This is a genomic window from Chryseobacterium piperi (genome assembly GCF_002285635.2).
In the GTDB taxonomy this organism is placed as follows: domain Bacteria; phylum Bacteroidota; class Bacteroidia; order Flavobacteriales; family Weeksellaceae; genus Chryseobacterium; species Chryseobacterium piperi.
Genome location: NZ_CP023049.2, coordinates 1,133,080 through 1,144,805, shown reverse-complemented (window position 1 = coordinate 1,144,805; position 11,726 = coordinate 1,133,080). Strand labels below are relative to the sequence as shown.

The 11,726-nt window shown below is 34.4% G+C and carries 12 protein-coding genes and 1 tRNA gene; 10 read left to right on the top strand and 3 right to left on the bottom strand.

All coding sequences use genetic code 11. From position 1 onward, the window contains the following. Positions 1-162 precede the first annotated feature (162 nt). From CJF12_RS05060 to istB, 5 genes are all read left to right on the top strand, one after another. Positions 163-870, top strand: coding sequence for a CPBP family intramembrane glutamic endopeptidase (locus CJF12_RS05060; RefSeq protein ID WP_228379131.1), 708 nt, complete (start codon positions 163-165; stop codon positions 868-870). A 306-nt stretch (positions 871-1,176) separates the two neighbouring features. Then, positions 1,177-1,674, top strand: coding sequence for a GNAT family N-acetyltransferase (locus CJF12_RS05055; RefSeq protein WP_034687755.1), 498 nt, complete (start codon positions 1,177-1,179; stop codon positions 1,672-1,674). Next, a complete protein-coding gene (locus CJF12_RS05050; protein ID WP_034687750.1) occupies positions 1,671-2,150 on the top strand; it encodes a MarR family winged helix-turn-helix transcriptional regulator in 480 nt (159 codons plus the stop codon). The genes CJF12_RS05055 and CJF12_RS05050 overlap by 4 nt, the downstream gene beginning before the upstream one ends. Before the next feature lie 556 nt (positions 2,151-2,706). Continuing rightward, positions 2,707-4,365: an IS21 family transposase gene (istA, locus tag CJF12_RS05045; protein ID WP_228423500.1), complete on the top strand. Its 1,659-nt coding sequence runs from the start codon at positions 2,707-2,709 to the stop codon at positions 4,363-4,365. A 41-nt stretch (positions 4,366-4,406) separates the two neighbouring features. After that, positions 4,407-5,150, top strand: coding sequence for an IS21-like element helper ATPase IstB (gene istB, locus CJF12_RS05040; protein WP_034681199.1), 744 nt, complete (start codon positions 4,407-4,409; stop codon positions 5,148-5,150). A gap of 91 nt (positions 5,151-5,241) precedes the next feature. Here the strand turns inward: istB and CJF12_RS05035 are convergent, their stop codons facing one another. Beyond that, positions 5,242-5,847, bottom strand: coding sequence for a hypothetical protein (locus CJF12_RS05035; RefSeq protein ID WP_228379126.1), 606 nt, complete (start codon positions 5,845-5,847; stop codon positions 5,242-5,244). Between the two features lie 159 nt (positions 5,848-6,006). On the opposite strand from CJF12_RS05035, the gene CJF12_RS05030 reads away from it, so the two are divergent. Continuing rightward, positions 6,007-6,555, top strand: a complete 549-nt coding sequence (locus tag CJF12_RS05030) for a hypothetical protein (RefSeq protein ID WP_034687527.1) — start codon at positions 6,007-6,009, stop codon at positions 6,553-6,555. A gap of 109 nt (positions 6,556-6,664) precedes the next feature. Here the strand turns inward: CJF12_RS05030 and CJF12_RS05025 are convergent. Further along, positions 6,665-6,738: transfer RNA gene (locus CJF12_RS05025), tRNA-Ala, on the bottom strand. 396 nt (positions 6,739-7,134) lie between these two features. Between CJF12_RS05025 and CJF12_RS05020 the strand changes: the two genes are divergently transcribed. Continuing rightward, positions 7,135-7,512: a membrane lipoprotein lipid attachment site-containing protein gene (locus CJF12_RS05020; protein WP_034687536.1), complete on the top strand. Its 378-nt coding sequence runs from the start codon at positions 7,135-7,137 to the stop codon at positions 7,510-7,512. 249 nt (positions 7,513-7,761) lie between these two features. Here the strand turns inward: CJF12_RS05020 and CJF12_RS05015 are convergent, their stop codons facing one another. After that, a complete protein-coding gene (locus tag CJF12_RS05015; protein ID WP_034687525.1) occupies positions 7,762-8,412 on the bottom strand; it encodes a hypothetical protein in 651 nt (216 codons plus the stop codon). 153 nt (positions 8,413-8,565) lie between these two features. On the opposite strand from CJF12_RS05015, the gene CJF12_RS05010 reads away from it, so the two are divergent. The 3 genes from CJF12_RS05010 (at position 8,566) to CJF12_RS05000 (ending at position 11,697) form a co-directional block, all read left to right on the top strand. Then, a complete protein-coding gene (locus CJF12_RS05010; RefSeq protein ID WP_185097174.1) occupies positions 8,566-9,138 on the top strand; it encodes a C40 family peptidase in 573 nt (190 codons plus the stop codon). Positions 9,139-9,596: 458 nt separating this feature from the next. After that, positions 9,597-10,436 (top strand): hypothetical protein, encoded by an 840-nt coding sequence (locus CJF12_RS05005; RefSeq protein WP_034687523.1) that lies wholly within the window; start codon positions 9,597-9,599, stop codon positions 10,434-10,436. Between the two features lie 10 nt (positions 10,437-10,446). Continuing rightward, positions 10,447-11,697, top strand: a complete 1,251-nt coding sequence (locus CJF12_RS05000) for a PAAR-like protein (RefSeq protein WP_034687521.1) — start codon at positions 10,447-10,449, stop codon at positions 11,695-11,697. Positions 11,698-11,726: the final 29 nt, after the last annotated feature.

The following is an 11,726-nucleotide window of genomic DNA, read 5'->3' as shown; positions in this document are numbered from 1 at the left end:
ATTAGAAAACGCATGTGAACAGCATGCGTTTTTTTATTGAAATAAAATAAAATTTATTTGGAGGTATTAAGGCAATTACATATTTTTCAATATTAATTTTTGAGACTAAAATCCCAAGATTTTAATCCAGACCTTTATAATAGCAAAACCAATATGTCGCAAATGAATTTAGTGAATGAAATAAAGAAAATAAACTGGAAAAAGATTGTATTGTTCTATGGGGTTATTATGGTTGCGACGTATTTTTCGAGGAAGGTTCCCAATATTTTAAATATAATTATAAAGCAATTTACAGATCTGAAGTTTTCCTGGAACTTTAATCATGCAATTGCCATTCTGATTGTTTCATTTCTATTTTATAAGTATAGCAAAGTAAAACAGGAGTTTTCTGTTTTCGGTAATAATACATTCAAAAGTATTCTGTTTCCGGTGATATTACTTTTAGGCTATACCATTTATGGAATTGAAAACGACTATGGATTTAATGAACATCTTTGGGCGCTTATTTTCTGTCTGGTGACATTGGTTTATGATATGATGGAAGAATATACATGGAGAGGGTACTTAGTAGAAAGCCTAGGAAAAATAAATCTCATTATAAAATCTGTAATCTCCGGCTTTTTCTGGGCATTTTGGCATTTGTTGATCTTTAAGGATTTTGAACAGTATGGTGGTTTTGGTGTATTTATTATCTTCTGTGTAGTCTTTTCTTTGATACTCACATTTTCAGTTTCTAAAACAAAAGCATTTATTGTCCCGGCTACCATACATGCTTTGCTGATTAAAACCAATATTGTAACACTCGTTTGTTTTGTTATCTTTTTAGTGATTCTGCTTACCTGGGACAGAAAAATAAGTAAGGAATTATAATCAAATACTTTTTAAGGTTTCCGTTTCTATCACCACTTATTAAGTATTTTAAATTCGTGCATTTGGGGCATTTCTTTTTTTGCCACGAATGCACGAATTTTTTTCTTTAATAATTATTAATTACGCTTCCTTAAGATATGATGATAAGCATTTTATTCGTGCATTCGTGGCTATAAATAAAACCGTGTTTGCATAAACTCCATCTTATTTTTTAGTGTTTCAAACTCCTATTAAAGTGAAAAAAGAAATATTTTATTTGGACATATGTAGTTAACTACGTAGTTTTGTACATTAAATGAAAAGATCATGAAATTAGAGATTAAACCTTTAGACAATTCATACTCAGAACAAGTCATCGATTTGGTTCTGAATATTCAGCAGAAAGAATTTAATATTCCTATTACAATTGAAGACCAGCCGGATCTGTTACAAATCGAAAGTTTTTATATAGAAGGAGGTGGAAACTTCTGGGGAGCATTCATCGATAATGAACTGGTTGGAACGATAGCATTAGTTAAATTTGATGAGAGGAGTGCTGCTATCCGGAAAATGTTTGTCAAAAAAGAATTCAGAGGAAAAGAGTTTCAAATTGCGCAGATTTTACTGGAGATTTTAATTTCTTATTGCAGAGAAAATGGTATTGATGAAATTATGTTAGGGACCATTTCAGTATTAGGAGCCGCTATTCGTTTTTATGAGCGGAATCAATTCCAAAAAATAGATAAGGAAAAGCTTCCTTCCAGGTTCCCTCTGATGAGTGCCGATAATGTTTTTTATATGCTTAATCTAAAAGAGATCTCATGAATGTTATCAACGAATCAGGTATTCTGGCTATATCAACAAGATTACAAAGACTGAGCGAACAGCTGCGGAAAGATGGAGCATTCATCTATAAAGCATTTGATATTGATTTTGAACCCAAATGGTTTCCCGTTATTTTTACTTTACATCATAGAGAAGTACTCAGTGTTGTAGAAATTGCGAATGAAATAGGGTACACCCATCCTTCGACAATCAGTTTACTGAAAGAACTTGAAAAGCAGAAAATGATTGTTTCGAAGAAAGACAAACAGGATGAACGGAAGCGTTTAATTATGCTTGCTCCCAAAGGCATTGAGCTGATAGAGAAAATGAAACCGGTATGGGAGCTTATTACAAGAGTACTGGGTGAAATTGCCGATAATGAGAATCATTTGCTCAAAGCCATTGATGAAGCAGAAGAAAAGCTGGCTAATCAGTCTTTTTTACAGCGTGCATTACAGTTGAAGAATGAAAAATAAAAGAGAGCTATTTTTTTGACTTAATGGTTCTTTTAAATTTCGGGAACTATTTTATTTAATCATTAATTTCAAATTAGTATGGAAAATTACTTCTTTACTAAATAACGTGAGCTCGATATGCTTTTTTAAACGCAAGGCCCGCAAAGATTCTTTTTTCCTTTAACACTGTATTATTTTTAAGTTCGCAAAGGCGTTTCACTTAGCAGGGTTCGCAAAGTTTTAATTTTGTAATCATTTCATAATTTATTGAGTATAATTAGTTGATTTACAAATGAATTACGATCGAGTTCACGTTAAATATCTCATTTTTGAACCTGTTCAATTGAAAAGAAACTATTCTCATAAAATATAGCTGATAATCGGGATTGTCTTATTCTTCAATTCTCTCTAATATTGAATGAAATGATGATAATATCCCGAAGCATGAAAACAATAGTATGCAGTATCTTTTTAATGTTGGCTTCAGTAACTGCCTGTACACAGGAGAAAAAAGATAATTCTTCTCAAGTGTAGAATCCTTCAAAATTGACCATCTCAATCCTGTGAAAATGATCAGTTGATTCCTGAGCAAATTGACCATGGTATTCCTGAGCAAATTGACCACCAAAAAAAAGTCAGAAAACGTGTCTTGAATAACTTAGCCAAAAAATACCAAATGGCTAACAAAAGAATAGACATGTTGAACATTAAACAATTATTACGATTATACACCCAGGGGGTAAGTAAATTGCGGATAAGCAAACAACTGGGTATCTCACGCAATACTGCTAAAAAGTATATCAGCCTGTTCCATGAACACCAGCTTACATATGACGAGCTGATAGAGCTGAGTGATGAAGATTTAGATGATTTATTCGAGACTCCGCCAACCGATATAAGGGATAAGGCCAATATTAAAAAACAACTTGAATCGTTGTTTCCTTACATATCCAAAGAACTAAAACGTGTTGGGGTCACCCGTTATCTGCTATGGGAAGAATACATAGATAAATACCCTTCAGGCTACCAATATTCCCGCTTTTGCCATCATTACCGGGAATGGTGTAAAAAGGTGAACCCTTCCATGCATATTGAACATAAGGCTGGGGATAAACTTTTTGTGGATTATACAGGAAAAAAACTTCACATTATTAATAAAGAAACAGGAGAACAACAGGAAGTTGAGGTCTTCGTATCCATACTTGGAGCCAGTGGCATGACCTTCGTAGAAGCTACAAGAACCCAGGGGAAAGAAGATTTTCTTGGAAGTCTTACCAAAACCCTGCATTATTATGGAGGAGTTCCCGCAGCTATTGTTACCGATAACCTGCGTACAGCCGTAAAAAAGAGCCATAAGTACGAACCTGTCATCACTGATTCTCTTCTGGATTTTGCTTCCCACTATAGCACTACAATACTTCCTACGCGTACCTATCATCCCAAGGATAAGGCTTTGGTTGAAAATGCGGTACGCATTGTGTATACCCGCATTTTTGCTCCATTGCGTAAAGATCACTTCTTTAGCCTGGAAGCATTGAACAAAGCTATAGAAAACCTGCTGGAAGGATATAATGAAGCTCCCATGAAAAGAAAGAAGTATTCCAGGGCTGATGTTTTCCGTGAGGTTGAAAGACATGCATTATCCCCACTACCAGCTATGATGTACCAGCTCAAGCATTCTGCACGTGCTACCGTTCATAAGACCAGCCATGTATATTTAAGTAAAGACCAGCATTATTACAGTGTTCCGTTCAGCTATATTGGTAAAAAAGTAAACATTATTTTTAGTAAAAATACAGTCGAGATTTACTATGACCAGCGCAGAATAGCATTCCATAACAGAATCCTGGCTAAATATCAGTATACGACTGTAAAAGAACATATGCCTTCATCTTATCAGTTTATGACTGAATGGAATCCCTCCCGGTTTATCTCTTGGGGAAGGTCTGTCGGGGAATATTGTGAGCAGTACATCATCAAAATCCTGGAAAAGAAACAGCATCCTGAGCAGTCCTATAAAACCTGCCTGGGAATCCTTTCATTATCAAAAAAGATCGGCAACATAAGACTTGACAATGCCTGTAAAAGAGCGTTGGGATATGAAAAATACAGCCTTGCCATGATTAAAAGTATTCTGGAAAGAGGGCTGGATAATCTAACCGATGACGATGCATTTTTTGAAGAAAAGAAACTGCCTAAACACAAAAACATAAGGGGCGGAAAATACTATCAGTAACATCTACAATCATTAACAATTAAATCATTAATACAAAACCTATGAATCAGGCAACATTAGAAAAAATGAAACATTTAAAGCTCCACGGGATGCACAGGGCGTTTTCCACAACAATGGAAACAGGAAGTATCTCCTATACCAATGATGAACTTATAGCCTACTTGATTGAATCCGAGTATGACGACAGGGAAAGCAGAAAGGTAGAAAGATTGATTACCACAGCTAAGTTCAGATACAGGACATTTATGGAAGAGATTACGGCCTCTTCTTCCAGAAATATTGATAAGAATACTATTGGAAGATTATCTTCCTGCGATTTTATATCACAGAAACAGAATATTCTTATTACAGGCAGTACAGGAGTTGGAAAAAGTTTTATCGCAACTGCCATTGGATACAAAGCCTGTACAATGGGATATAAAGTCATGTACTTCAGCATCAACAAACTCTTCTCAAAGCTTAAGATGGCTAAGGCAGACGGATCTTACCTTAAAGAGATAGACCGAATAGAAAAGCAGGATCTTATTATCCTTGATGATTTTGGATTACAATCCCTGGATAATCTTAAACGTCAGGATTTTATGGAGATTATAGAAGACAGACACGGAAAACGTTCCACTATTATTGCTTCGCAACTGCCTGTAAGTGCCTGGCATGAAGTCATTGCGGAACAAACAATAGCCGATGCAATACTTGACAGAATGGTTCACAACTCCCTGAGAATAGACCTTAAAGGAGAATCGATGAGAAGAAAAAAAGCTGATCAGAAAATCAGCTCAGAGTAAAGATTTATTTTATATTTTTAAACCATCTTTTAGACACCTTTTTTGACTTCATTCTTAGTGGTCAATTTAATCAGGAATTAGGTGGTCAATATCACTGGAATTTACAGTATACCCAATCATCATTCTGCAGTTGTATATTCGGATTTTTTACCAGTGTTTCATCGATTCGGTTTTTTGAGTTGGCTTTAAATTCCTGTTCTGAAATCTCAGCGATTGTCCCGAATTTTTTAAAAGATTTGTTCTTAAAATCTGTCGATTCCTTCAATGTGCTGCTTCTGATCTCATAAAGGTTCACCCCTTGTAAGGTCAGTTCAAATGCGGCTGTGAATTCTGATTTCAGGACAAAAGCTTCAATGCTGTTCGAGATATTATTGTTAATGCTGAAATGAATAGAGTAGAAGTCCTCAAACTCTTCAAATCCATAGTAATTATCTAGTTTATGGTAAGCCATTTTCAGGTGGGCAGCATCTTTACTTGGAGTTACAAAAAACTGTACAGAATCCAGCTTGGTAAATAATTGAAAGGGCACATCCTGTACATTATCCACTCCTTTTATTTTTTTGAAATCTGCCAATGTTATGGCTTTTTGAGTAACTTCCTTTTGTGCTTTCTTAGTCTCCGGCATTTTATTTTGCTGATTACATCCCACAAAAACAACGAGCACAGATGATATCAGGAATTGATATGAGGTTTTCATTTTCTATATTTTTGGCCAAAGGTATCAGTATTGATGGAAGAGACCAACAAAACCGCTTGATATAGGCAATAAATGGCTGAAAGCAGGGATATATTGAATGGCTTGTTTTAAACAATTTTGCAAAAGATATATTAAGTATTATAAATTATTTTAATAAAAATGAAAAATCTAATAACCGGCTGCTCAGTTGTAATCATTTTGCTGGCCTCCTGTTCACCTGCTACAGAAAAGAAAGCAGATAAAGCAACTTCTACCGAGATAAAAAGAGATACTGTTCCGGTAGAGGATACGATCTCAAAACCAGATATACCTGTTGATTTTTCAACGTTAGTTCCTATTGATCTACTGGATGCTAAAAGTACCAATGTCTATGAGAAATATGGGATAGAGTTCTCCGGCAATTGTTATTCATGCGATTTAGCAAGCTTATCTATCACAAAAGATAAAGTGATATGGACAAACGTTTGTGATGAAAAGGATACTTTTAAAATTGACAACTTCTCATTCACTACCAAAGGAAACAGAACGATTTTAAAAACGACAGGAAGAACCTATATTTTAACTCAGATAGATAAAGCACCTGTTTACGAGCTGACTGTAGAAGGTCAGAAACTGGAATTAAATAATAAAAGAATATCCAGGTATTTTACAACCGAAAAAGCATTACCTCTTTTCAAAGAGCATGATTGTGGTGATTTTGAAGGATGATAATATTATTTAGGTGCTCTTTAAAAATAAAAAATCCTATATTTCCGAGGAATTATAGGATTAATAGATTTTAACAGGGTTTTCAAAGAAATTTTGAATCTCTGCTTAGTGGAGAATACGGGGATCGAACCCGTCACCTTTAGACTGCCAGTCTAACGCTCTAGCCAGATGAGCTAATTCCCCTTTTCTCTTATTGCTATTTTTTACTAAAGCGGTACAAAAGTAAGTATTTATACCACATATACAAATACTTTGTTACATTTTATTTAATATAGTGTTCATCACTCTGAGGATTAAATTTCCATATAATATTAGGCTATTACATTAAATATCTGGCTACTAGTTTATTAATTAATATTGTCGTTATCAAAGAATTTATTTATCAATAGATATGAAACTATTTTTTTAAGCATTATTTTTTGCGGATAAAAGAAATAGTAAGGCAAAAAGTAAAAAAATTAAATTAAAATTATATATTTGCCAGATTCAAAAAAGTCTTTTGAAAAACGTGAAGATCACATAATGATTTATATGTTTCTCCACAAATTTGATTATCTAATAAAAATTATTTATAAAACTATGAAGAAACTTTTCTTTCTTTTATTAACGACTTTTGCATTGATAGGATGTAGCTCGGATGATGATACTATTTATGATTATATTGGAACCTGGTCCGGGACTTATGAAGGAAGTGACAAAGGCGGTTGGAACTTTGTAGTGGGAAGTGATGGAACAGTTAACGGAACCATGCATTCAGATATCAATGATGAAAATTATAAGATTACGGGGCATCTGAATAATTCAGGGGAATTAAATGCTTCCGTAGGTTTACCTTCAAAAGGAGATTTCAGAGGAAAGTTAGGAACAGATAAAAAAGGAAACGGAAGCTGGACGAATGCAGTACCGAATCCTGCAAGATCAGGATCTTGGGCCGGAGAGAAAGATAAAAAGCAATAATATATTGGCAATCAAAATATTAAAGAAGCTGTCTCAATGTGAGATGGCTTTTTTATTTTAGTGATAGAGACGACGAATTTGTAGTCAAAATTGTTGCCACGAATGCACGAATATGTTCATCGATTATATATAGCTGATTAGGCTTTCCAATATTCTAGATATTATTTAGTTAAAAAATAATGTATTTATCAGAATTATTTAGGAGTTTAACTTTTGGTTTTTAATAAAGCTTTTCAGGTGAGTTGATTCTCAGACAAACCCCATATTTACAATTTGCCCCTCATTTTGTAAAACCACAAAATAGAAAACAAGATCATCATCCGAAAAATGTTTTTCAAATGGTATGTTTTGAATAGGTTGCTGCAAAGAGATTTTTTGCTGAAAGTGCTCGGTTGAGTATAAGTCAAAATCAACTTTTACACTCAGGATAATGATTTCATCTCCTTTAAAACTTTTATCAGATTGAAGGGTATTCTCCCAAAGCCCTAACTGAACGGAGACAGCATCCTCCCAATTAGCCACTTTTCCGAATTGGAATTGTGTAAGTAGTTTTTTCCCACCCTCTGTAATAATACCATTCTTTACATTCCGTTGACCTCTTCCAGAAATGGAATCCAGATCTTTAATCTCTGTCATCAGCTTTGCAAAACTTTGATAGAGTAGAGGATCCTGTGCAGCTTTAATATGGGGATCAAGGGCTTGACGTATGATTTTTCCGATTTTAGAACAATGCCCGAACTCAGAACTGTTTTGCCTTACTTTTTCATAGGAAGGGCTCTTTTTGAAAGCATTTTTATTAAACCCGCTTTTCTTCCGAACAACATTTTTGCCATTCAAAGTATAAAAAACCAAATCCCCAACGGATCCTGTTATTTTAATTAAACTTTCATAAGTAGCCATAATTGTAAAATTGGAGTCAAATATAATGATAATTAATTAAATACAAAATTTTAACATATATTTATGATATAGTTGTAGTATAGAATATATATAATTAAAATATAAAATGTATATTTGTCGATAATTAGTTATCCTAATAAAAATCAGACACATATGACGCCGGTATTATTTGAAAAAAACAGGAGTATAAAGCAGTTGGCTGCTTTATTGATTGCAACTTCCATAGTCGTTTCATGCGGAAGTGCTAAAAGTGTTTCTACAAAAAAGAAGAATACAACAAAAACGGTTGTGAAATCTGAAAATTTAAGAAGATTAGATTCTAATTTTAGTGGAAGGGTTCCTAGCTCTATCAACAGTATTCTGAAGGATGCCGAAAAATACATAGGAACTCCTTATAAGTTTGGAGGAAATACATCTTCCGGATTTGACTGTTCCGGATTTACCGTAAAGGTTTTTGAAGAAAATGACAAAAAGCTGCCGAGAAGATCGTCTGATCAGGCAGATGCCGGTAAGAAAATAGATATTAATGAGGTAAAACCAGGCGATCTGTTGTTTTTTGCAACAGGAGGAGGAAGCAGAGTATCTCATGTGGGAATTGTTCATGATATAGGTAGTGATGGAGAGATTCGGTTCATCCATGCTTCAACTTCAAAAGGGGTAATCATTTCTTCTCTCAACGAAAAATACTGGAATAAGGCTTATCTTCATGCTCAAAGAGTGCTTTAAGTCACTTTCTCGCCAATCATTTTCATTCTAAGCTTTCTATAGCTGACTTTTATATCTGATATACCTATCAACTTTTGTGATATAACAAAAGTCGTAGAACTACGACAATTTTTAATTTTTATGAAAATTGCTTTGTTGGCCGTTTTTATTATTCATAATTTAGAGATATACACTACAATCACAAAATATTAATCTTAAAAATCAGATCAACATGCCATGATGTCAACAGGACAAAGACAACCGGTTGACCATTGCACAGAAGAAAATTATACTATTTATAATAACAATCCCGATATTTTTATCCATTTCTTCTCATGAAGCGCTGATTCGGTTGAAATCAAATGAGTCTAAGAGAAGCAATATGAAATAAACATTATTGGCTCTTAAAAGCAAAAATGCTTTTCTGATAGAGCAATAGTAGAAAGTCAATTTAAATAAACCGCTCTGCGATACATTATATGATATTTAAAGAAACAGATTTAACAGGTTTTAAATATGCATGGTATAAAGAAGGCTCTTATAGCATTAATACCAAGTCTTATCTTACATTAGGAAGAGGAAAAGCAAACGAAACCGAAATAGAAGAAAGCTGGATGATTCTCCCCGGAGAATACAATCATATGACGGTAAAGGTATTGGATCAAAAGAACATTATTATAGATGGGCAGATGAAACCTTTTTATGAAATTCTTGGAAAAGTAAATAAAGCTACAGATACTTTAAATCTATTTCTTGCTCCTGATAAGAGTATTGACAAAGTTGAAAATAAAGAAGAAATTCTTGCTAAATGGAAAGAAATAAAAAAGGAATTATATTTTTATGAACTGATTCGGAGTAGTTATGGTGAAATGATCAATATTTACGACAAAGAATTTCATAAAATAGATAACAATATTAAGCATAATATGCTGTATCAGATTTTGTTTTATCCATTACCGGTTTTCAATGAAGAAGAATATATTCAGGATATTCCTAAACGAACAGCCTTATCTACACTGTTTCCGGGAAAAGAAATTACATATGATTCTCAGTATGAGATCTCAAAATCTGAAGAGGGAGGATTTCATGTCAGCATAAAAGGAAAAGGCAAAAATGTAGCAAGGGAATTTGATGATATTTATGAAAACAGTTATCAAAAAACATTGAAAATTCCCATGGATTATGGATATTCTGTTGAAGGAGAATATACCTATAATAAAGATTCGGTTTTATCGGAAGTGATATTCCATATAAAAGAACAACTGAATACAGAAATGCTTTACGTTTGCAGGTATCATATTAAATTAAATAAACCTTAATGATATTATCATGAGCCAGTTATATATCGCACAGGATACGCCGCTTTTCTGCAGCAAGGGAAGAAGGCTTATAGGAATAGGAGTGAGCTCGCAGTCTTCAGTAAAATTGAAGAACAGCTCAAAGCTGATGGCCACTGAAGATGATCGGTTTAAAGATAATTTTATCTGTCCCGAAATGATGGTCGCCGGAGCTTTAGCAGGAGTAGCTGTAGCTGCTGCCTTTTCAGGGGGGCTCTTTGTACTGGCTGCTGCAGCCTGGGCTGGAAGTGCACTTATCGATGACTGTTTAAATATCTGCTCTTTTCTCTGTAAGGGGAGCGACTGGGAAAATACACATCCAAAAGTAAGGGTTGAAAATAAAAAGCCGTTACTTCAAAATTCCTCTTTGAAATGTTTTATCGGCGGTAAAGTAAGCTTTCATCTTCCTCCTGTCTCTCAATTACAAGAAGCTCTTTTAGCAGCAAAAATGGCTCAGGATTCTTATGAAGATAATACAGGACAGACCAAAGAGTTGGGAGACTATTCCCGTATAAACACTGATAATCAGGAGGAATTAGATAAACGATTCGGAGCAGGAGTTATGAAGCCTGAAGATTTTAATACCAATGAAGACAATGGCTTTTTCTCTTCTTTGTATTATAATGATAAGACGGGGGAATATTTTGTAGCATTCAGAGGTTCTGAAGCAGGAGATCAGTTTGTAAAAGACTGGGTTATAGAGGATGGTGGACAAGCATTTGGTGCAAATACTCCACAAATAGAAAAAACCAGAAGTTTGGCGGAAAAAATGGATCAGAACACTGGTGGGAAGGTCAATTTTACAGGACATTCCCTGGGTGGAGGTAATAGTGCAATGGCTTCTTATTATACAGGGCTTAAAGGATATACCTTCAACGCAAGAGGAGTTCATGCCAATACATTGAAGTATCTGGATGAAAAAGGAGCTGCAAAATCAACATCTAATATTGTTAATTACAGTACAAGTAATGATATCCTAAACGGATTGCAGAATAACAGGGAAGGTTTACTTTCTACTCTGGCATTTTCAAGAATTCCGGGACTTAATTTACTGGCTGGTTTTGGGGCTGTGACCGGAGCAGCACCAAGAGCTTTAGGTCAGCAACATGAAATTTTTGGCTATATTGAAGATAATAAAGGACTTGGCATTAAAACGCTTGGCAGCGGGCATGGTGCTTATGCAGATGCATTAGAGGCAATGATCTCAACAATTAATACAGATGTTCTAGCTAACGATATATAATACTATGAAATCCACTATTTTAATACTTT

What these genes read in the sequence shown, in the direction of transcription:
- CJF12_RS05060 (WP_228379131.1), top strand. Translation starts at nt 163, where the DNA reads ATGAATTTAGTGAATGAAATAAAGAAAATAAACTGGAAAAAGATTGTA.
- CJF12_RS05055 (WP_034687755.1), top strand. Translation starts at nt 1,177, where the DNA reads ATGAAATTAGAGATTAAACCTTTAGACAATTCATACTCAGAACAAGTC.
- CJF12_RS05050 (WP_034687750.1), top strand. Translation starts at nt 1,671, where the DNA reads ATGAATGTTATCAACGAATCAGGTATTCTGGCTATATCAACAAGATTA.
- istB (WP_034681199.1), top strand. Translation starts at nt 4,407, where the DNA reads ATGAATCAGGCAACATTAGAAAAAATGAAACATTTAAAGCTCCACGGG.
- CJF12_RS05035 (WP_228379126.1), bottom strand. Translation starts at nt 5,847, where the DNA reads ATGAAAACCTCATATCAATTCCTGATATCATCTGTGCTCGTTGTTTTT.
- CJF12_RS05030 (WP_034687527.1), top strand. Translation starts at nt 6,007, where the DNA reads ATGAAAAATCTAATAACCGGCTGCTCAGTTGTAATCATTTTGCTGGCC.
- CJF12_RS05020 (WP_034687536.1), top strand. Translation starts at nt 7,135, where the DNA reads ATGAAGAAACTTTTCTTTCTTTTATTAACGACTTTTGCATTGATAGGA.
- CJF12_RS05015 (WP_034687525.1), bottom strand. Translation starts at nt 8,412, where the DNA reads ATGGCTACTTATGAAAGTTTAATTAAAATAACAGGATCCGTTGGGGAT.
- CJF12_RS05010 (WP_185097174.1), top strand. Translation starts at nt 8,566, where the DNA reads ATGACGCCGGTATTATTTGAAAAAAACAGGAGTATAAAGCAGTTGGCT.
- CJF12_RS05005 (WP_034687523.1), top strand. Translation starts at nt 9,597, where the DNA reads ATGATATTTAAAGAAACAGATTTAACAGGTTTTAAATATGCATGGTAT.
- CJF12_RS05000 (WP_034687521.1), top strand. Translation starts at nt 10,447, where the DNA reads ATGAGCCAGTTATATATCGCACAGGATACGCCGCTTTTCTGCAGCAAG.